Source organism: Microvirga pakistanensis (genome assembly GCF_004458765.1).
In the GTDB taxonomy this organism is placed as follows: Bacteria; Pseudomonadota; Alphaproteobacteria; order Rhizobiales; family Beijerinckiaceae; genus Microvirga; species Microvirga pakistanensis.
Genome location: NZ_SPJX01000267.1, coordinates 38,016 through 58,716 on the forward strand (window position 1 = coordinate 38,016; position 20,701 = coordinate 58,716).

Consider the following 20,701-nt stretch of genomic DNA (forward strand, 5'->3'; position numbering starts at 1 on the left):
AGAACGTTATGCGCCGGGTTGTTGTTACAGGTCTTGGCATGGTCACGCCGCTGGGCAGCGGAGTGGATGTCACGTGGTCCCGCCTGATCGAAGGACAAAGCGGCGCGAACAAGATCACCGATTTTCAGGTCGACGATCTCGCCTGCCGGATCGCCTGCCAGATCCCCGTCGGCGACGGCTCCAACGGCACCTTCAATCCCGACGAGTGGATGGAGCCGAAGGAACAGCGCAAGGTCGACCCTTTCATCGTCTACGCCATGGCGGCCTCAACCCAGGCTCTCCGGGACGCGGGCTGGGCGCCGAAGACCTATGAGGAGCAATGCGCCACCGGCGTGCTGATCGGCTCCGGCATTGGCGGTATCGGCGGCATCTACGAGGCGTCCGCCACCCTGATCGAGCGCGGCCCGCGCCGCATCTCGCCCTTCTTCATTCCCGGCCGCCTGATCAACCTGGCGGGGGGCTATGTGTCCATCGAGCACGGCCTGAAGGGGCCCAACCACGCGGTGGTCACGGCCTGCTCCACCGGCTCCCACGCCATCGGCGACGCGGCCCGCCTGATCGCCCTGGGCGATGCCGACGTGATGGTGGCGGGCGGCACGGAATCCCCGGTCAACCGCCTGTCCATCGCAGGATTCGCGGCCTGCCGGGCGCTCTCGACGAACTACAACGACACGCCCGAGAAGGCTTCGCGCCCCTACGACAAGGACCGTGACGGCTTCGTCATGGGCGAGGGGGCCGGGGTCGTGGTGCTGGAGGAATACGAGCACGCCAAGGCGCGCGGCGCCAAGATCTACGCCGAAGTCATCGGCTATGGCCTGTCGGGCGATGCCTATCACATCACCTCGCCGTCCGAGGATGGCGACGGCGCCTATCGCTGCATGGCGGCGGCCCTGAAGCGCGCGGGCATTCCCGTGTCCGAAATCGACTATGTCAACGCCCACGGCACCTCCACGCCGCTCGGGGACGAGCTGGAGCTGAAGGCGGTCGAGCGCATCGTCGGCAACGCCGCCGGCAAGCTCTCCATGTCATCCACGAAATCGGCGATCGGGCATCTCCTGGGCGCGGCCGGCGCGGTCGAGGCGATCTTCTCGATCCTGGCTATGCGCGACGGCATCGTCCCGCCGACGATCAACCTGGACAATCCGTCCGTGGAAACCGCCATCGATCTCGTGCCGAAGGTGGCCAAGCGCAAGGAGGTCAACGTGGCCTTGTCGAACTCTTTCGGGTTCGGCGGCACCAACGCTTCGGTGATCTTCCGTCGCGTTGCCTGAGATAGGGCTTTTTCCATTACGGCTTTTCGCCATAATCCCCGTTAGGGTGTCGGAGGAGTCCGGGGCGGCCCGGCCGGCACCAGAAAAGCATCGTGATGTTCGGACGTAAAAAGAAAAGCACCCTGATCTCTGAGCACGAGGCCGAGCTCCAAGGCCAGGAGCAGCCGCGCCTTGCGCCGCGTTCCCCGAGCGAGGCGCTCAAGCCGAGCCTGGCTCCGCCGCCCCCGCCGCGCATCCGCCGTCGCGGCGGCATGCTGGGCGTCATGAGCGGCCTGCTGACGCTGATCGTCGCCCTCGCTCTGGCGGGCATCCTCGGCTTCACCATGCTGGAGCGGGAGGTGACGGCCAAGGGACCGCTGCAGAACGACAAGGTGGTGCTCATTCCGCGCAATACGGGGACGAGCGGGATCGCCGGGATCCTGAAGGATGAGGGCGTCATCGAGCACCCGTTGCTGTTCGAAGCCTATGCGCTCGTCAATCGTCAGCGCGGTCAGCTCAAGGCCGGAGAGTTCCAGTTCAAGGCCGGCACGAGCATCCAGGAAGCGATCGACACCCTCGTCCAGGGCAAGGCGATCCTCCACGCCGTCACCATTCCCGAGGGGCTCACGAGCGATCAGATCGTCGCGCGCCTCTACGAGAACGAGATCCTGAGCGGCGACATCGCCGAGACGCCGCGCGAGGGAACCCTGCTGCCCGACACCTACAAGTTCGAGCGCGGCACCACCCGCCAGCAGATCGTCAACACCATGCAGGCGGCTCAGCGCCAGGCTCTCAACCAGATCTGGCAGCGCCGCTCCGCCGATCTGCCGATCAAGTCTCCGCAGGAGCTGGTGATCCTCGCCTCCATCGTGGAGAAGGAAACGGGGCGCGCCGACGAGCGCACCCGCGTGGCGGGGGTGTTCATCAACCGCCTCATGAAGCGCATGAAGCTCCAGTCCGACCCCACCATCGTGTACGGCCTGGTGGGGGGCAAAGGCACCCTGGGACGCGGCATCCTGCGCAGCGAGATCGAGGCGGCGACGCCCTACAACACCTACGTCATCGAGGGCCTGCCCCCGGGACCCATCGCGAATCCCGGACGCGCCGCGCTCGAGGCCGTGGCGAATCCATCGCGCACCAAGGACCTCTATTTCGTCGCCGACGGCTCGGGCGGTCACGCCTTCGCCGAAAGCTACGAGCAGCACCAGCGCAATGTGAGCCGCTGGCGGCAGATCGAAAAGTCCAAGCCTGCGGCCGGCGGCGACAGCGTCGATCGGGTGCTCGACCCCGATGCCCCTGTCCAGCCGGCGGCTCCGGGACAATCCGGCGCGCTCGACGACGGGCTGAACGAGCTGCGCGGCAGCGCCAGTGCGGTGCCGGCCGGTGTCCGCACCGTCGGCGCCAATGGAAAGCGCACCCGCGGTTTCGACGCGAGCGAGGGCACCGACAAGGATCCGCTCAGGAACAGGACCTTCGACCTGACCAATCCGAAGAACGTGCCGGAACTCAAGCAACCCTGACCGGCTGCGGCAGGCCTCCGGCGATCGGCTACGCCCGGGGCGCGGCTTCTTGCATCGGGCTCTCGCGCGAATTCTCCTCTCAGGCCCGGTGACCTCCGTTTTCACGAGCGCATGGTCGGGAACGATCCGGTGATCCGGGTCAGCGAAAAACCGCGTCCACTTTTCCGCACGATGCGCTATGGTCGCGCCAAATTTTCCACCCTGGAATACGCCTGAGGTTCAGTGCATGTCGATTGCAAGCATGACCGGCTTCGCCCGCGAGGCCGGCGTCACCGGCCCCTACCAATGGGCCTGGGAGATCAAGACCGTGAATGGGCGCGGCCTTGAGATACGCGTGAGGGCACCCTCCGGGCTCGACGCCATCGGAGAGGAGGCGCGCGGCCAGATCCTCAAGGCCTTCACCCGGGGGCAGGGGCAGCTCAATCTCTCGATCTCGAAGACATCGTCGGTGCCCAGGCTCAGGGTCAACCAGGAGGTGCTGCAATCCCTTCTCTCGGCGGTCGGAGGGCTGACCCTGCCGGACAATGTGCAGCCAGCCTCCCTCGATGGGCTTCTGGCCGTCCGGGGTGTCGTGGAACTCGATGAGGATGCCGTCGATCCGGGGCAGGACGAGGCTCTCACGGGAGCCCTCCGGGACGCCGTTGCGCGGCTCGTTCAGTCCTTGCGGTCCGCCCGACTGAACGAGGGCCGCGCGCTCGCCGCCGTCCTGGCCCAGCAGCTCGATGTGATCGCCGGGCTCGTGGGCGAGGCGGAGGCCTCCCCGGCCCGCCAGCCCGAAGCCATCCGGGCGCGTCTCGAAGCGTCGATCGCGGAACTTCTGGACGGCAAGGCCTCCCTCGATCCGGCTCGCCTGCATCAGGAGGCGGTGCTCATCGCCGCGCGCGCCGACATCCGTGAGGAGATCGACCGGCTGCGCGCCCATGTGGAAGCCGCGCGAGCCCTCCTGCAGGAGGGCGGACCGGTCGGGCGCAGGCTCGACTTCCTGGCGCAGGAATTCGGCCGCGAGGCCAATACCCTCTGTGCCAAGGCCAATGATGTGGCTCTTTCCAGGATCGGACTTGAATTGAAAGCGGTTATCGAGCAATTCCGCGAGCAGGTTCAGAATGTGGAGTGATGCGGTGAGCCAAGATTCGAAGCCTCTCGTCGGCCGCCGGGGCCTCATCCTCATACTGTCCTCGCCCTCGGGCGCGGGAAAGACCACGCTCACCCGCAGCTTGGTGGAGGAGCGCGCGGGCGTTCTCTCGGTCTCCGTCACCACCCGTCCCAAGCGTCCGTCCGAGATCGAGGGAAAGCATTATCACTTCATCGACGTGGACGAGTTCAAGGCGATGCGCGACCGCGACGAGCTTCTCGAATGGGCCGAGGTGCACGGCAACTTCTACGGCACGCCCCGCAAGCCCGTCGAGAAGACTCTTGCGGCCGGCCAGGACATGGTCTTCGACATCGACTACCAGGGCACCCGCCAGGTGCGGCAGAAGCTGCCGGAGGACGTGGTGACCGTGTTCGTCCTGCCTCCGAGCTTCAAGGAGCTGAAGGCGCGTCTCGAGCGTCGGGCGGAGGATGCGCCCGAGGTCATCGCCAAGCGGCTCGCCAACGCCCGGGTCGAGATGGAGCGGTGGGTCGAGTACGACTACGTGATCGTCAATGAGGATCTCGGCGACTCTTTCGCGAAGCTGAAGGCCATTCAGGCGGCGGAGCGCCTCAAGCGCGACCGGCTCGTGGGCCTCCAGGACTTCGTCGAGGGCCTCCTCTCGGAGAAGCTCGACCAAGATCCTCGGGCTTAGAGCATCGGACGTGAAAAGTGGAATCCACTTTTGGGATCCATCAGATGCTCCATTTTAAGGCAGCGCATCGTTAAGCGGGACAGCGGGTCCACCTTTCACTGACGTGGCCCGACGGGTCGCTGACGCGGCTCTCTGGGTCCGCACGATGCGCTAGACCAGCGCCAGTCCGTTGCGGCGCTCGTGGCGGGCGAAGGCATGGTCGAGCAGCACGTCCATCAGTTCCCGCTGGGGCAGGCCGCCGGCTTCCCAGAGCTTGGGATACATGCTGATGGCGGTGAAGCCGGGAAACGTGTTCACCTCGTTGACGAAAAGATTCTCTTCCCCGCTCGGATCGACGAAAAAGTCGACGCGCGCCATGGCCTCGCAGCTCAAGGTCCTGAAGGTCTCCACGGCGAGACCCCGGATCTTGTCCGCTTGTCCGGCGGACAATTCCGCGGGAACGCGCAGGAGCGCGCCGTCCGCATCGATGTACTTCGCGTCGTAGCTGTAGAAGCCGTGGCTGCTTGCGGGCACGATCTCTCCGAGCGGCGAGGCGCGAACCTCACCTGACGCGTCCTCCAGCACCGAGCATTCGATTTCCCGGGCGCCGACGATGCTTTTTTCCACGAGCACCTTCGCGTCATAGCGCAAGGCGTTTTCGCAGGCTTTGGCGAATTCACCGGAATTGATCACGCGCGCAACGCCGACAGAAGAGCCCATATTGGCGGGCTTGATGAACAGGTCGCCGCTGCCGAGCGCATCGACGGCGGAGCGATAATCCATGGGATTGCGTCGTGTGACGGTCACGAACGGAACGATGGGAAGGCCGGCGTCCCGCAGCAGGCGCTTGGCCACGTCCTTGTCCATGCCGGCGGCCGAGCCCATCACGCCGGACCCCACGAAGGGCACATTGGCGAGCTGCAGGAAACCCTGAACGGTGCCGTCCTCTCCGTTTGGGCCATGCAGAACCGGAACGACGGCATCGAGATGCAGAGGGCCGGAGGAAGACTTGCCGTCGAGGACGATCATGGCGCCGTTGCCGCCGGGCAGCAGCGACACTTGAGGAGCGCCTGCCGGAATTTCCAGGGATGGCGCGCCCGTTCCCGCGCCATTGCCGTTGTCGCACAGGAGCCAGCGCCCGTCCCGGCCGATGCCGATCAGAACGATGTGGTAGCGCTCCGGGTCGAGAGCGCGCAGGACATTGGCGGCGGAGAGCTTCGAGACCTCATGCTCGGCGGAGCGGCCCCCGAAGAGGAGTCCGATCGTCTTGCGCTGCTGCATCCCGCACGTCTCCCGTCTCAGCCCACATCCGATGCATCATCGGTGCGGCGAGGTTAAGGTTTCCTGAAGAAGCGCGGCGAGGAACCGTCAGCGCCGTAGCGCGTCGAAGGCATTGGCCAGCGCCACATAGCCCTCCACCGGCACGTTTTCGGCGCGGATCGTTTCCTCCAGGCCCGCAGCCGCGATGATGGCGGACGGGTTGGGCGTGATCGCCTTCAGGCTCTGGCGCAGCATCTTGCGGCGCTGCCCGAAGGCTGCCCGGGTCACCGCCTCCAGCGCTCCGATGCGGCAGGGCAGCGGGGAAGGCTTCGGTGTGAGATGAACGATGCTCGAGGTGATCTTCGGTGGCGGCACGAAGGCCGAGGGCGGCACGTCGAAGAGGATCCGCGCATCGGTACGCCAGCCGCACAGGACGCCAAGACGGCCGTAATCCTTTGGATCCTCCTCCGTCGCCACGATGCGCTCGGCCACCTCACGCTGGAACATGAGGGTGAGCGAGGACCACCACGGCGGCCAGGCCTCGCCCGTCAGCCAGCCGGTCAGAAGCGCCGTTCCGACATTGTAGGGAAGGTTGGAAATGATACGCACCAAGCCGTCGCCGACCATGGGACGCGGATCGAGTTCCAGCGCGTCGGCCTCGATCACGTCCAGGCGCCCCGGGTAGTAATCGGCGATCTCGGCCAGGGCGGGCAGGCAGCGGCTGTCGCGCTCGATGGCGATGACCTTTTTCGCGCCGGCCGCCAGAATGGCGCGGGTGAGGCCGCCTGGCCCGGGGCCCACCTCGATGACGGTGGTATCCTCCAGCGGGCCTGCCGAGCGGGCGATGCGGCTCGTGAGGTTGAGATCGAACAGGAAGTTCTGGCCCAGCGACTTCTTGGCCATGAGCCCGTGGCTCCGGACGACCTCGCGCAAGGGGGGAAGATTGTCGATCTGGCTCATGACGCGTGGGCTCCCGCGCCGAGCCGCGCCGCCAGTTTGATGGCGGCCATGAGGCTGTCGGGGCGTGCGATACCCTTGCCCGCGATATCGAAGGCTGTCCCATGGTCCGGCGAGGTGCGCACGAACGGCAGGCCGAGCGTCACATTCACCGCCTCGTCGAAGGCGATGGTCTTGATCGGGATCAGCGCCTGATCGTGATACATGGCCAAGGCCGCGTCATAGCCCTTCCGGGCCCGGGCGTGGAACATGGTGTCGGCGGGAAGCGGACCGGACACGGCGATGCCCTCCTGCCGAAGGGCCGCGACGGCAGGCAGGATGATGTCCTGGTCTTCGGCCCCCATCGCGCCGCTCTCCCCCGCATGGGGGTTGAGGCCCGCAAGCGCAAGGCGCGGATCGGCAAGGCCGAAGCGTTCCTTCAGTTCCCGCGCCACGATGCGCCCCGTGAGCACGATCAGCTCTGTCGTCAGGGCCGCAGGGACGGACGCGAGGGGAATATGCACGGTCACCGGCACCACGGCGAGCCCTTCGCTCCAGAGCATCATCACCGGATGATAGGCGGTTCCGTCCCGGCCCGCGAGAGCCGCCAGGAACTCCGTATGGCCAGGATGCCGGAACCCGGCGTCGTAGAGCACGTGCTTGGCAATCGGATTGGTGACGACGGCGCTGGCCGCGCCGCTGCGGACGAGCCGCACGGCGGTCTCGATGGATTCGATCACCGCAGGGGCTGAGGCCGTGTCCGGCTTGCCAGGCTCGGCGGATACTCTTGCCTTCAGGGGAAGGACCGGAAGGGCGTGCGCAAAGGTGGCGGCAATCCGTGAGGGAGCGACCTGGCTGATCGGCACCGTCCAAGCCAAGGCCTTCGCCACCCGCTCCAAGTGGGCGGGATCCGCCAGAACGGCGAAGGGCGGCAGAGCCTTCTGCTCGCGGAGGAGCCAGGCCCGAAGGGTCAGTTCGGGTCCGATGCCGGCGGGATCGCCCTGGGTCAGCAGGAGAGGGCGCTCGAGGCCCGTCACTCGTCCGCGATGCCTTCTTCTGAAGAATCGCCGTCGATGCGCTGGGTGACGGAGGCCGCGCCGAGCGTCCGCAGCTCGAGGCTCAGCATTACCGTGTGGTTGCGCTCCCGCTCGCCCGAACTGGTGGTGAGGGTGCGTGGCCTCATGACGTATCGCACGGAGAAAGTCGTGCACTCGTCGATATAGCCCACGCCCAGGGACATGGAGCTCACATAGGCGCGCTCCAGGGATTGATCGGGGTCGATTTCACGCTGCAGCAAGTACCGGTCGAGGTCGACGAGCACCGAGCCCGAGATGTGCCAGTTCGGGGTCAGGTTCCAGGTTGCCGAACCCAGCAGGCCCTCGCGGCGGCGGGTGAAGCCGATGTCGGGCTGGGCGTCATAGCGGGCGTAGGTCAACGAGGTCGACAGCGGCAGGTAGGGGTTGAAGCTCGCGCGGACGCTCGCTTCGATCCTGTTGACGTTGAAGTCCTCCTCATCGAACCGAGCGCGGGTCACGAAGGAGAAGTTCCTGTTCGGAGCGAGCTGCACGCGGCCGACGTAATCCGAGGCCCGGGATTCCAGGCCGGAATCGAGGCCGACATTGGCGAGATCGCCCTGACGGAACGAGTTGCGGCCGGCGACCTGGTAGGATTGGCCGAAGAGGGCGTTGGCGTAGAAATTGTCGGCGCCCGTGACCGTGTACTGGATGCCGACATTGGCGCGAACGCCGCCTTCCGCGCGGTCGTAGCCGGAGAACTTGTCCCAGTCGAACAGGGAAGTGTCGTCGAAGATCAGGCTCTGCGCATCCTCATTGGGAAGATTGCCGATCCTGGTCTCGTTGGGACGGGCGATGATCTGAGCGATCGGTTCGATGACCTGACGCCCCGAGGTGCCGAGGTCGGCGACGAACGGATAGCGGTATTCGAGGCCCACGGCCGGGATTGCCCGGAAGAGATAGCTGTCGTCCCCGGTGATATAGTTGCCGAGATTGGCGTTCTGGTAGCCGTCGAGGTCGGGCGCGATCCAGAAATTGTCGGCCCGAAGATAGGCGAACGGCGTCCAGACCTGGCCGGCGGGGTCGATGAACTCGCGCCGCCACGAGGCGGTCACCGAGGCGCGGGACATGGAGCCGCTGGTGCCGCGCACGAGGCAATCCTCCGGATCGAAGATCCGGCAGGTCTGGTAGATGCTGTAGGTTGTCCGATTCGCGCTCGACAGTGGCTCGAACTGGGCCGCCTCGCGGGTGAGGCTGGTCACGTTCACGTCGAGGGCGAACTCGCCGCCGATCGTCGAGGGCGTGATGCGCTTGTTGTAGTCGAGAACCGGGTGAACGACCGGCTGCTGCTTCTGCCAGTCGCGCGTGGACAGGCCCTGGAAGTAGTAGCCGCGCAGGTCGAAGAACGAGCGGTCGCCCTGGCCCTGGAGGTAGAGGGTCGAGACTGCCTCCTTCAGGTAAAGCGAGCTGAGGCTCTCGTTACGGATGCTGTAGTTCTCCAGGAACCACTTGTCCGACACGAGAGTGATGTCCCAGCCCCATTTCCAGCGCTCATTCAGGTGGAACTGGCCGGCTGTTTCCAGCGAGCCGCGCCAGTCCCGGTCCCCGGCACCGCGCGGGCTGGGCAGGAACGCATCCGGATCGAGCTGCGAGATGCCGGCCACGCGGATGTTGTAGGAGCCGGTCTCCAGGCGGTGGCGCCACTCGACCTCGCCCAGGACGCCCTGGCGGGTCAGGAAGGTGGGGGCGACCGTCAGATCGTAGTTCGGGGCGATGGCCCAGAAGAACGGGATCTGAACGCCGAAACCCAGGGTGTTGGACGCCACGTAGCGGGGGGCCAGGAAACCGGTCTTGCGCTTGACGGTGGGGTCCGGTGTCCAGAAATACGGCAGATAGGCCACCGGGAGGCCGAGGATCTCGAGGGTCGCATCCTCGTAATAGATCGTCTGCTCGCTGTTGTTGTGGATGATCTTGGCGGCCTTGACCTGCCACAGGGGCGGGCGTTCCGGATGCTCCTTGCAGGGTTCGCAGGCCGTATAGGTGCCGCGCTCGAACGTGGTCGTCTCGCCGGCCGCCCGTTCGGCGCGGGGCGAGGAGAACCGGGTCGTGAGCGGGCGGCCGTCCTCGACCGTGGTCTGCACGACCCTCAAGGAATCGATGAAGCCGTTCTTGAAGTCGTCCGTGAGCTCGAAGCGGTCGCCCGTGACGACGGCGCCGGTGGCATCGGTCAGGCGGGCATTGCCCTCGGCATAGACGCGGCCGGTGTTGCGGTCGTAGGTGACCCGGTCGGCCTGGAGCGTCCGACCCTGGTAATTCATCTGAACGTCGCCGGCGGCGGCAATCGTGTTCTTATCGTTGTCGTAGATGATTTCCTTCGCATCCACCAGCAGGCGGTCCCCCTGGGGATTCGACTGCAGGCGCGCGCTGAGACTCTCGTTGAGCGTCTGAGCAAGCGAAGGCGCTGACCCAACGGCACAGAAAAGCGCCGTTGCGACCGCAGAGGTTGCGATCGTTGTCTTCAGCCGCTGCATCCCCACTCCTCAACCTACGTCTTGTCTGAGGACGGGCTCAGCCATCCTCTTGGTGTAATAATGCCAAGGTTCCTAAAAGACTGCCTACAACGGCAGGGAACCAAGCCGCAACAATCGAGCTGATGATTCCGGAGGCTCCAAGCTCCGCCATTAGCTCCGTGGCGACATAAAGCATGAACCCGGCGGCAACGCCACCCAGAACCATCATTGCTACACCGCCAAATCGAAAGAATCTTAACGATACCGATGCGGCCACGAACACCATGGCGATGAAGAGCAGAGGGCGGGCCAGGAGCAGGTCGTAGTGGAGCCTGTAGGCGGTGGTGTTGATGGCTGCCCGTTCCATGCGCTGGATGGTCTCAGGGAGGTCCCAGAACGGCACGGAATCAGGGGCGATGAAGCTCTGTCGCAGCTGAGATGGCTGCAGGTGGGAGGCGATCAGGTACTGCTCGTGATTCTGCGGCTCTTCTGTTGCCGAAAGGACACGGGCGTTCCTCAACTCCCAGAAACCCTCGTGGAGCGTCGCCTCCCTCGCCTCGATGCGATGGGTGAAGCCTCCATCCAGGTCGAACGTGTAGACCGTCACGCCGACCAGGGTCGCCGCGTCCGTGCGCGATCCGTCCGCCCGGAAGATGGCGTGTCCGTCCTGGCTTTTTTGCCGCAGCCAGATGATTTTGCCCGAGGCCTGGGTGGTGCGTGAGAAAATTCGGGTCTCGAGGGCTGCCGCCTGCTGCTTCAGGCTGGCCGAGAGCGGGTTGTAGACAGTCACCGACCCGATTCCGATGAGCAGCGCCACAAGCAGGCCCGGCTGCAGGAACTGCCAGGCCGAGATGCCGGCTGCGCGCGCCACCACCAGTTCCAGCTTGCGGCTGAGCTGCAGGAGCGCGGCCATGCTGCCGAAGAGCACCGCGAAGGGCATGACCTGCTCGGCGATGGCCGGCGTGCGGAACAGGGTGAGCCGTGCGATGAGCCCCGGTGTGGCGTTCTGGGCGTCGCCCGCCCGGCGCATGAGTTCGACGAAGTCGATGGTGTAGACGAGGGCGAACACCGTGGCGAAGACGATGAAGATCGTCTTGATGAACTGGCGCGCAAAATAGAATCCGAGCGTCCGGCCGATCAGCATGCTCAGACCCCTTGGGTCGCCGCATTCCGCGACGGACGTGAGCCGCGCAGAACGGACCGGATCCTGGCGGAGAGGGCGCGCATTCTCGCTCCCTGGAATATCAGCAACAGGCAAAGCAAAATCGCCCCCAGAGGAATCCCATAGATCGCCACGACGGCCGCTGGCGACCGGACCACGGCGCTCGATGCGGCAAATCCCATAACCCTGAGCAGGACGATCGCCGTGATGGCCGTCGCGATGGCCAGGCCACGCCCCTGTCGGGTGGTCCGGGCCTCTCCCAGGGCGGCGAATGCCACCATCATCATCGACAGCGGGTAGAGCCAGGCCGAAAGCCGGTCGTGAAGCTCCGCCCGGAAGCGGCCCGTCTGCGCCTTGTAGAGAGGATCCGTCTCGTCGGGGAAGAGGAGCTGGGTGGTGCTGCGCTCGCGCGGCTTGTAGACCACGTCGCCGCCTTCCTGGTTGAACGCCGCGAGATCCACCGCGTAGCGCTCGAACGCCACGATGGAGGAATCCCGGCTCTTCGGGTCCTTGCGCTGCACGCTGCCCTTCTCAAGCACGAGATAGGCCTGCCCGTTCTGTTCGACGGTCTGGCCGCGCTCGGCGAGATAAACGATGGGCTTGGTCTTGTCCCGCTGGTCCTCCATAAAGATGCCGAGCAGCGCATCGCCCGACTTCTCGCGGTAGTGGAACGTGATACCGTTTTCCAGGGAAATGAACTGCCCTTCCTTGGCCATGCTCGCGACGAAGTCCGCTCGGATCCGCGTGAACAGCAGCCTGAGCTCCTGAAGGCTCGCGGGCATGAGGTAGAGGGAGATCATCCCTACGATCAGGCTGATGAAAACGGCAAGCGCCAGGAAAGGGCGCAGAAGACGCTGCGGGGCCATCCCTCCTGCGCTCATGACGATGAGCTCGGAATCGCCGTTCAGCTTGTTCAGGGTGTAGATCGTCGCCATGAACAGGGCCACTGGCGCGATGACGCTGATGAGCGCCGGAAGCGACAGGCCGGTGACCGTCAGGAAGATGAACAGGGTCTGGCCCTTGCCGGTCAGAAGATCGAGCTCGCGCAGGGCCTGCGTGATCCAGATGACGCCCGTCAGGGCGATCAGGCACGCGGCAAAGGCGCCGAATGCGATTTTCAGGATGTAGCGTTCGAGAAGCGTCATGAAGCCCTTCAGCCCCCGGCCGGGAAGTCCCAGGGTTACCTTGTCGCTCGGTCTTAAGGCAAGACAGCCGTTTTCAACAGCCCGAGATTGCGCCTATTTCACGGCACGGCCCCGCATGCCCTATATGATGGCTTCCATCAGAGCGAGCCGCCCAAATCCGGCTCTCGTGCAGGCAAGACAAGAGGGTTTCATGGCCGACAGCTTCAAGATCGACTTCCAGCCGCACGGCAAGGTCGAATCCGGCGATCTCATCGTTTTCGTCGGAGACAATCTCAAGCCCACGCCGGCGGTTGCCAAGCAGATCGGCTCCAAGGCTGTCGATCTCATCGCCAAGGCCGCCGCGGCCGAGACGTTCAAGGGCAAGCCCAAATCCGCCATGACCATCGTCCTGCCGAACGGCCTCTCCGTGGACCGGCTGATCGTCATCGGCGTCGGGGGCGAGAAGGACAGGGCGGACGCCGATTTCGTCCAGCTCGGCGGCCTGATTTCCGGAAAGACCAACGGAAGGACCGCGACTGCCATGCTCGACCTGCCTGGGATCGATGTGCCGCCCGAAGCGGTCGCCGACATCGCCCTGGGGGCCCAGCTGCGCCGCTACAGCTTCGACCGCTACAAGACGAAGAAGGACGAGAACGGGCAGAAGGGCGCCACCCGGCTCGTCCTGAGCGTGGCCGACCCGGCCGCCGTCAAGAAGGTCTACAAGGCCCACGAGGGCGTCCTTCAGGGCATCACGCTGGCCCGCGATCTCGTCAACGAGCCGCCGAACGTGCTCGGGCCGCAGGAATTCGCCGCCCGCGCCCAGGCCCTCACCAAGCTCGGCGTCGAGGTTGAGATCCTCGACGAGAAGGCTATGAAGAAGCTCGGCATGGGCGCTCTTCTGGGTGTGGCGCAGGGCTCCGTTCGCGGGGCGCGCGTCGCCATCATGCGCTGGAACGGCGGCAAGGCCACCGACAAGCCCGTCGCCTTCATCGGCAAGGGCGTCGTGTTCGACACGGGCGGCATTTCGATCAAGCCCGCGGCCGGCATGGAGGACATGAAGGGCGACATGGCGGGCGCGGCCTGCGTCGTCGGCCTCATGCACGCGCTGGCGAGCCGCAAGGCGAAGGCCAACGTGGTCGGGGCCATCGGTCTCGTGGAGAACATGCCCGACGGGAATGCTCAGCGTCCCGGCGACATCGTCACCACCATGTCCGGACAGACCATCGAGATCATCAACACGGACGCGGAAGGCCGTCTCGTTCTGGCCGACGTGCTCTGGTACGTGCAGGACCGCTTCAAGCCGAAGTTCATGATCGACCTCGCGACCCTCACCGGCGCGATTCTCGTGGCGCTCGCTCAGGAATATGCGGGTCTGTTCTCGAACAGCGATGAGCTCGCCGAGCGCCTCACGGCAGCCGGAAAGGCCACAGGCGAGCGCGTGTGGCGCATGCCCATCGGACCGGAATTCGACAAGATGATCGAATCGAAGTTCGCCGACATGAAGAACACCGGCGGGCGATTCGGCGGCTCCAGCACGGCGGCGGCCCTGCTCCAGCGCTTCGTCAACGACGTGCCCTGGGCCCATCTGGACATCGCCGGCACGGCCATGGGCTCGCCCCAGACCGAGATCAGCCGGGGCTGGGCCTCCGGCTGGGGCGTGCGCCTCCTCGACCGTCTCGTGCGCGATCATTACGAGGCCTGAAGGTGGACAGGGGCCTCGCCTTGTCCGTAACCATTTCAATCTGCGACGGAATGTAGACGCCGATGGCCGAGGTCCTCTTCTATCACCTTCAGAACCAGCCGCTCGAAGCGGTTCTGCCCACGCTCCTGCAGAAGACGCTGGAGCGTGGCTGGCGCGCGGTCGTGCAGGTGTCGACCGAGGAGCGCATGGCTGCGCTCGACGATCATCTCTGGACCTTCTCCGACGAGAGCTTCCTGCCGCACGGCACGGACCGGGAGGCGCATGCGGCGGATCAGCCGATCCTGATCACCTTGAGTGGCGGCAATCCCAATGGCGCCGCCATCCGCTTCCTGGTGGAGGGGGCCGATCTGCCGGAGGATATCGCCTCGTATCAGCGTCTCGCGATCCTGTTCGACGGCAACGACGTGCAGGCCCTTGCTCTCGCGCGTGACCAGTGGCGCGCGGTGAAGGCCGGAGGACACGATGCGACCTACTGGCAGCAGGACGATTACGGCCGCTGGCAGCGCAAGGCGTGAGGCGGACACGAAGTGTTCATCCTCGCGCGGCTTGCAACCCGTCGGCCGCTCTCCAGTTTCCCGAGGGCCACAAGGATCACCGTCATGCTTCGCGCCTTCCGCCTGTCCGCCGCACTGGCCTTAAGCCTATCGCTCGCCCTGCCGCTCGGCACGATGGCGCAGGAGCAGCAGGGTGGGCAGGAGACGCGCAGACGCGCCGAGACTCCGGCGCAGGCCCTGCCGCCGGAATCGGTCACGCGCCACACCCTTCAGCTTCCCGGGCGGACGCTTGAGTTCACGGCCACGGCGGGGCATCTCACTCTGGCCGATCCGCAGGGCGCTCCACAGGCCGAGATCGGGTTCGTGGCCTATACGAAGGACGGCTCCGACGTCGCGGCGCGGCCGGTCACCTTCGCGGTGAACGGCGGGCCGGGTGCATCCTCCGCCTACCTGCATCTTCTCGCCATCGGGCCGTGGCTGCTGCCGCTGGACGGGACGACCATCAGCCCATCCACGTCCACGTCGCTCGTGCCCAATGCCGAGACCTGGCTCGACTTCACGGATCTCGTCTTCATCGATCCTCCCGGGACCGGCTACAGCCGCGTCGTCGGCGGCGATCAGGTGCGGGAGCGGTTCTATTCCGTGCAGGGCGACATCGATGGGCTCGCCGCCTTCGTCATGCGCTGGCTGAAGGAGAAGAACCGGCTCGCCTCGCCAAAATTCTTCGTGGGCGAAAGCTATGGCGGATTCCGGGGCCCATTGCTGGCCGAGAAGCTGCAGGGCGATCAGGGGATCGGATTCAGCGGCCTGATTCTCGTCTCTCCCGTCTTCGATTTCGACTGGCTCGACCAGGGTGCGGGCGCGCCCTGGGTCAATGCCGCGCTCCTGCCGTCGCTGGCCGCAGCCGCGCAATCACGGAAAGGGCCGGTGTCGCGGGAAAGCCTTCACGATGCCGAGGCTTATGCGTCGGGCGAGTATCTGGTCGATCTCATGCGCGGCCAGCAGGATCAGGAGGCCGTCGACCGCATGAGCCGGCGGGTGGCCGATCTGAGCGGCCTCGATCCCGAGCTCACGCGGCGTCTCGGGGGGCGCATCGACATGCGCACGGTACAGCGGGAGTTGCGACGCAGTTCATCGGAGGTCGTAAGCGCTTACGACACCAATGTCGCGACCGCCGATCCCAACCCGACGGCGCAGGTCTCGCGTTTTGCGGATCCGGTGCTCGATGCGATGACCGCCCCCCTGTCCAGCGCCATCATCCGCCATCTGGCCGATACTCTGAACTACAAGGCGGAGGGGCGGTACAACCTGCTCAACGGGTCGATCAACGGCGCCTGGCGCTGGGGCAACGGGCGCAGCGGCCCCGAGAACCTCGCGGAGCTGCGGCAGGCGCTGGCGCTCGACGGCAGGATGCGCGTGCTCGTGGCGCATGGCTTCACGGATCTCGTGACGCCATACTTCGCCTCGAAGCTGCTCCTCGACCAACTCCCCGCACTCGGTCCCCAGAAGCGTGTGGCTTTGAGTGTTTACGAGGGCGGCCACATGTTCTATTCGCGGCAGGGGTCGCGGCAGGCTTTCCGCACGGACGCGCAGCGGCTTTTCGAAGAGGCCCTGCAGGCCAGGGCCGCCAATGGGGATTGATCGATGCGCCTGAAGCTCTTGTCGTGCGTGGCTCTCGCCGCTCTGGGATTGGCTGCCTGCAACAGCACGAGCTCTGCCCCGCCGCCCGTGGCAGCGTCTTTGGCGCCGATGGCCGCCGCCCCGTCCGGCCCCACCTTCGACGGGCCCCTGCTCGGGCCTGACGGGCGCTGCACCGGCCCTTCAACGGGCACGGCCAGCGCGATCGAACCCGGCATCAGCGAATGCGATCTCGTGCGCCTCAAGGGCAAGCCCGCCACCGACGTGCTCGTTGGCGAAAGCGGCAAAGGCCAGCGCGAGGTGCAGGTGCTCTATTCCGAACCCGGTGGGCGTGAGCTCTATTTCTTCGTGAACAACCGGCTCGACCGGATCGCCAAGCCGTAAGCGGAGCCGATCCTGCCCGTCACAGGGCCGGTTCCGGCGGCCGGAAGAGGTGCGGCTCGAGGTTGACGCTGTTTCGTCAGTTCAGCAAGCTCGAGCCATAGTTTACGACCCAAGCGCACAACCCGATGCCCACGATGAGGGCAAGCCAGTTCAGGGACCGCTCGAGCAACGAAAGCTGTTGGAGTGCTGCGGCTTCAGTGGGCTTCTTGGGCGGCTGCAAATCGACTGGCATGGCTGGTTCTCCAAAGCCCGAAGAGCTTCGAGACGCTCCTGCGCCCAAAAGGGCAGCGGCCGACTTAGGAACCGCTGACAGAGCGACCATATAGGACAACTCCGCCCGATGATACTGCGAAGACGATTCAGGCGCTCGCTTCCTCGATCTCGCCGCTGACGGCGAGCCATTCCTCCTCCAAAGCCGCAAGCGTCTCCGCCGCTTCCGCGCGCATCTTCGACAGTTCGGTGGCCTTCGCGGCATCTTTCAGGAAGGCGGTTCCGTCGGCGAGCGCCGCATCCACCTTGCCGATGACCTCCGTGAGTTTCGCCATCCGCGCCTCGACGGCTTCCAGCTTCTTGCGCAGGGGCGCGAGCGCCGCGCGCCTTTCGGCGGCGGCCCGGCGTTCGTCCACCTTCGAGGCGGCCGGGGCCTGCGGCTTGACGCTCTGCTGCTGCGGGTCCAGGTCGCCCGACAGCACGAGCTGGCGATAATCGTCCATGTCGCCGTCGAAGGGCTTCACGGTGCCGTTGCCGACGATCCAGAGACGCTCGGCGCAGGACTCGATGAGGAAGCGGTCGTGGCTCACCAGGATCACCGCGCCGGTATAGTCGTTGATCGCTTCCATCAGCGCCGTGCGGCTGTCGATGTCGAGGTGGTTCGTCGGCTCGTCGAGGATAAGCAGGTGAGGGCCGTTGAAGGCGGCCAGTCCCATGAGCAGGCGCGCCTTCTCGCCGCCCGACAGGGCCGACACGGGTGTGTCCGCCTTCGCGCCCGGAAAGCCGATCTGCGCCGTGCGGGCGCGGATCCTGGCCACGGGCGTGTCCGGCATGCGCTCCGCCACATGGTCGTAGGCGCTCGCCTTCGGGTTCAATTCGTCGAGCTGATGCTGGGCGAAATAGGCCACATCCATGCGCGTCGGCGTGCGCATCTCGCCCTTCATGGGCTCGAGCCGGCCGCCGATGAGCTTGCAGAAGGTGGATTTGCCGTTTCCGTTCGAGCCGAGCAGGGCGATCCGGTCGTCCGGCGCGATGGTGAGATTGAGCCGGTCGAGCACGATGCGCCCGCCATAGCCGACCGCGCCGCCTTCCACCGTGATCAGGGGCGGCGCCGCGGGGCGCTCGGGGTCCGGCAGGTTGAAGGGCAGCACATCGTCTTCGAGGATCGTGGCGATGGGTTCGAGCTTCGCGAGGCGCTTCACGCGCGACTGCGCCTGACGCGCCTTCGAGGCCTTGGCCTTGAACCGGTCCACGAACGCCTGGAGGTGCTTGCGTTCGGCTTCCTGCTTCGCGGCCATCTTGGCCGTCAGCTCGCGTTTTTCGGCATATTGCTTGGCAAACGACGTGTAGCCGCCGCGATAGATCGTGAGCTTGCCGCGGTCGAGATGCAGGATGTGGTTGACGCAGGTATCGAGAAGCTCGCGGTCGTGGCTGATCACCAGAACCGTGTGCGGGTAGCGCCCCAGATAATCGTAGAGCCAGAGCGTTCCTTCGAGGTCGAGATAGTTCGTCGGCTCGTCGAGGAGCAGGAGGTCCGGCTCGGTGAACAGCACCGCGGCGAGCGCCACGCGCATGCGCCACCCGCCGGAGAAGTCGGAGCAGGGCCGTTGCTGAGCGTCCGCATCGAAGCCGAGGCCGTGGAGGATGGCGGCGGCGCGCGAGGGCGCGGAATGCGCGCCGATATCGGTCAGGCGCATCTCGATCTCGGCGCGGCGGATGCCGTCCGCCGTCTCGGCCTCGGCGAGGAGGGCGGTGCGCTCCCGGTCGGCGGCAAGCACGACGTCGATCAGGCGCTCCGGCCCGCCCGGGGCCTCCTGCGCCACCGCGCCGATGCGCATGCCGCGGGGCAGGGTGATGGCGCCGCTCTCGGTGGCGAGTTCGCCCTGGATGATCCTGAACAGGGTCGTCTTGCCCGCGCCGTTTCGCCCGACGAGGCCGACCTTCGCGCCCTCGGGCAGGTTGAAGGAGGCATGGTCGAGGATCAGCCGGTCGCCGATGCGGTAGGTCAGGTCGTTGACATGGAGCATGCCGCCTTTTGGCCCGTCACGACGGCGCTGGCAAGGTGCCAGGGCTCCGGATCGGGCGCGGCCCATGGGTTTCTCCCCGATGCGGGGACGGATGTGCTCCACAGCCGGCTCGTGGTGGACACCCGCAATAGTCTCGCTAGAGCCGGGCTTGCGAATGACCGCACCGTCAAAGCCTGATAGACTGAACATTGCCGGGGATGGACAGCCTCCGGATGTGACATAGTTGTAGCCAAGGTTCGCGGTCGGGGAAAAGCATGGCGCGGCTTGCCAATATTCACTTGTTCAAGGGGCTCGATCTCGATCTGGCGCCCTTCGAGGCGCGCTCGAACTGGCGCCGATTCGATCCGGATGAGGTTCTGGTCGACTTCGACGAGCTCTCCACCGACGTGTATTTCCTTCTGTCGGGCGAGGTGCGCGTCCTCATGCGCACCGCCTCCGGCAAGGAGGTCATCCTCAACGAGATGAGGCCCGGGGAAGTGTTCGGCGAGCTGGCGGCCCTCGACGGCATCAAGCGCTCCGCGAACGTGACGGCGCTCACCCGGGGTGAGGCCTGCGTCATGCCGGCGGCGGTGTTCAAGGAGCTTCTCTTCGCCAATCGCCCCGTGGCCGAGCGCCTCTTCTGCCTCATGGCCTCCCGCCTGCGCGAGCTGAACGCCAAATTCATGGAGCAGACGGTCCTCGACCTGAGACACCGGCTTTATTCCGAGCTCCTGCGCCTCTCCGTGCCGCGCGGCGACAAGGGAATCGAACGGGTCATCACGCCACCGCCCTTCCACCACATCGTCGCCGCCCGCATCGGTTGCCGCCGCGAGCAGATCACCCGGGAATTCTCGATGTTGACCCAGGAAGGGCTGATCGAGCGGACGCGAGGCGCCCTGATCCTGCGCCAGCCCGAGGTGCTCAAGGCCCGCGTCGCCGAGGCTATGAGGGCGGATCATTAGCGTCGGGCGGCATCCGAACCATAGGCAGCGAAGAACACACGGACGGCGTTCGCCACGTTCGTTTTGATCTCGTCCTGGGTCGGCGGACCCCCAACGGCGAAGAGCTGACGCTTCATCAAGCCGGACGAGCAGAGATCCAGAAAATGCTGGGCGGCCACGCCGGTGTCCTCGATGGACAGGCGTCCGGCCTCGACCTGGCGGTCGAAATAGGCGGCTAGCCGAGCCACTCCCTGGCACGGCCCGGCCTCGTAGAAGGCCTGCCCAAGGGCGGGAAACTTGTCCGCCGCACCGATCACCATGCGGATCGACGAGATGTGCTCGGGCGTGCCCATGCGGCTGAGATAAGTATGGCCGAGCTGGGTCAGCACGGAGCGCACGTCCGGATCATCGGCATCCAGCTTGAAGAGCACCTCGGCCAGCCCCTGCTTCTCCTCGAGGGTCAGGGCCGCGAACAAACTCTCCTTGCTGTCGAAATACACATAGAGCGTGCCCTTGGAGACGCCCGCAGCCTTCGCGATCTCGCCCATGCTGGCGCCGTCGAACCCGCTCGCCAGAAAAACCTGGCGTGCGCCCTCCAGGATCTGGCGCCGCTTGGCACTCTCCGGGCTGTCCTCCGTTGCAGGGGAAGGGCTGAGAGCCGCGGCTTGGGCGCGAGCGATATCCTTCACGTCGCTCATGTGCGTTTTGTCACCTCCGGGCTATTGACCGAACGGTTCGGTCAAATCATATGTGGTTCACTTAGTCATTATAGTGCAATGCCGCAAGAA

The 20,701-nt window shown here is 65.8% G+C and carries 18 protein-coding genes; 9 read left to right on the top strand and 9 right to left on the bottom strand.

Annotated features, from left to right (window positions below):
- Positions 1 to 8: 8 nt before the first annotated feature.
- From fabF to gmk, 4 genes are all read left to right on the top strand, one after another.
- Positions 9 to 1,271 (top strand): beta-ketoacyl-ACP synthase II, encoded by a 1,263-nt coding sequence (gene fabF, locus E4K09_RS15000; RefSeq protein ID WP_134498321.1) that lies wholly within the window; start codon positions 9 to 11, stop codon positions 1,269 to 1,271.
- 95 nt (positions 1,272 to 1,366) lie between these two features.
- Complete coding sequence (gene mltG / locus E4K09_RS15005) at positions 1,367 to 2,770, top strand: endolytic transglycosylase MltG (protein WP_134498323.1); 1,404 nt, start codon at positions 1,367 to 1,369, stop codon at positions 2,768 to 2,770.
- A 226-nt stretch (positions 2,771 to 2,996) separates the two neighbouring features.
- On the top strand, positions 2,997 to 3,884 hold the full coding sequence (locus E4K09_RS15010; RefSeq protein ID WP_134498325.1) for a YicC/YloC family endoribonuclease: 888 nt from the start codon (positions 2,997 to 2,999) through the stop codon (positions 3,882 to 3,884).
- A complete protein-coding gene (gene gmk, locus E4K09_RS15015) occupies positions 3,874 to 4,554 on the top strand; it encodes a guanylate kinase (protein ID WP_134498327.1) in 681 nt (226 codons plus the stop codon). Before E4K09_RS15010 ends, gmk begins: the two co-directional genes overlap by 11 nt.
- 150 nt (positions 4,555 to 4,704) lie before the next feature.
- On the opposite strand, the gene E4K09_RS15020 is transcribed toward gmk, so the two are convergent.
- From E4K09_RS15020 to lptF, 6 genes are all read right to left on the bottom strand, one after another.
- Positions 4,705 to 5,814 (bottom strand): D-alanine--D-alanine ligase family protein, encoded by a 1,110-nt coding sequence (locus tag E4K09_RS15020; RefSeq protein ID WP_134498328.1) that lies wholly within the window; start codon positions 5,812 to 5,814, stop codon positions 4,705 to 4,707.
- Between the two features lie 87 nt (positions 5,815 to 5,901).
- Complete coding sequence (gene rsmA / locus E4K09_RS15025) at positions 5,902 to 6,753, bottom strand: 16S rRNA (adenine(1518)-N(6)/adenine(1519)-N(6))-dimethyltransferase RsmA (RefSeq protein ID WP_134498330.1); 852 nt, start codon at positions 6,751 to 6,753, stop codon at positions 5,902 to 5,904.
- Complete coding sequence (pdxA, locus tag E4K09_RS15030; RefSeq protein ID WP_134498332.1) at positions 6,750 to 7,766, bottom strand: 4-hydroxythreonine-4-phosphate dehydrogenase PdxA; 1,017 nt, start codon at positions 7,764 to 7,766, stop codon at positions 6,750 to 6,752. The genes rsmA and pdxA overlap by 4 nt, the downstream gene beginning before the upstream one ends.
- The gene (locus E4K09_RS15035) at positions 7,763 to 10,273 is read right to left on the bottom strand and encodes an LPS-assembly protein LptD (RefSeq protein ID WP_134498333.1); all 2,511 of its coding nucleotides are present in this window, start codon (positions 10,271 to 10,273) and stop codon (positions 7,763 to 7,765) included. Before E4K09_RS15035 ends, pdxA begins: the two co-directional genes overlap by 4 nt.
- A 37-nt stretch (positions 10,274 to 10,310) precedes the next feature.
- Positions 10,311 to 11,396, bottom strand: coding sequence for an LPS export ABC transporter permease LptG (gene lptG / locus E4K09_RS15040; RefSeq protein ID WP_134498335.1), 1,086 nt, complete (start codon positions 11,394 to 11,396; stop codon positions 10,311 to 10,313).
- A gap of 2 nt (positions 11,397 to 11,398) precedes the next feature.
- Complete coding sequence (gene lptF / locus E4K09_RS15045) at positions 11,399 to 12,559, bottom strand: LPS export ABC transporter permease LptF (protein ID WP_134498337.1); 1,161 nt, start codon at positions 12,557 to 12,559, stop codon at positions 11,399 to 11,401.
- Between the two features lie 190 nt (positions 12,560 to 12,749).
- On the opposite strand from lptF, the gene E4K09_RS15050 reads away from it, so the two are divergent.
- From E4K09_RS15050 to E4K09_RS15065, 4 genes are all read left to right on the top strand, one after another.
- A complete protein-coding gene (locus tag E4K09_RS15050; RefSeq protein ID WP_134498339.1) occupies positions 12,750 to 14,240 on the top strand; it encodes a leucyl aminopeptidase in 1,491 nt (496 codons plus the stop codon).
- A 62-nt stretch (positions 14,241 to 14,302) separates the two neighbouring features.
- Positions 14,303 to 14,755, top strand: coding sequence for a DNA polymerase III subunit chi (locus E4K09_RS15055; protein ID WP_134498341.1), 453 nt, complete (start codon positions 14,303 to 14,305; stop codon positions 14,753 to 14,755).
- 84 nt (positions 14,756 to 14,839) lie between these two features.
- Positions 14,840 to 16,375, top strand: a complete 1,536-nt coding sequence (locus tag E4K09_RS15060; RefSeq protein WP_134498343.1) for a S10 family peptidase — start codon at positions 14,840 to 14,842, stop codon at positions 16,373 to 16,375.
- Positions 16,376 to 16,378: 3 nt separating this feature from the next.
- Positions 16,379 to 16,756, top strand: a complete 378-nt coding sequence (locus tag E4K09_RS15065; RefSeq protein WP_134498345.1) for a hypothetical protein — start codon at positions 16,379 to 16,381, stop codon at positions 16,754 to 16,756.
- 76 nt (positions 16,757 to 16,832) lie between these two features.
- Here the strand turns inward: E4K09_RS15065 and E4K09_RS29145 are convergent, their stop codons facing one another.
- Both E4K09_RS29145 and E4K09_RS15070 read right to left on the bottom strand, forming a co-directional pair.
- Positions 16,833 to 16,988 (bottom strand): hypothetical protein, encoded by a 156-nt coding sequence (locus E4K09_RS29145; RefSeq protein WP_166802339.1) that lies wholly within the window; start codon positions 16,986 to 16,988, stop codon positions 16,833 to 16,835.
- A gap of 127 nt (positions 16,989 to 17,115) precedes the next feature.
- Positions 17,116 to 18,993: an ABC-F family ATP-binding cassette domain-containing protein gene (locus E4K09_RS15070; RefSeq protein ID WP_134498395.1), complete on the bottom strand. Its 1,878-nt coding sequence runs from the start codon at positions 18,991 to 18,993 to the stop codon at positions 17,116 to 17,118.
- A gap of 254 nt (positions 18,994 to 19,247) precedes the next feature.
- Here E4K09_RS15070 and E4K09_RS15075 point away from each other — a divergent pair, with 254 nt between their 5' ends.
- Positions 19,248 to 19,934: a Crp/Fnr family transcriptional regulator gene (locus E4K09_RS15075; protein ID WP_134498347.1), complete on the top strand. Its 687-nt coding sequence runs from the start codon at positions 19,248 to 19,250 to the stop codon at positions 19,932 to 19,934.
- Here the strand turns inward: E4K09_RS15075 and E4K09_RS15080 are convergent.
- The gene (locus E4K09_RS15080) at positions 19,931 to 20,611 is read right to left on the bottom strand and encodes a TetR/AcrR family transcriptional regulator (protein ID WP_134498349.1); all 681 of its coding nucleotides are present in this window, start codon (positions 20,609 to 20,611) and stop codon (positions 19,931 to 19,933) included. The genes E4K09_RS15075 and E4K09_RS15080 overlap by 4 nt on opposite strands.
- Positions 20,612 to 20,701 lie beyond the last annotated feature (90 nt).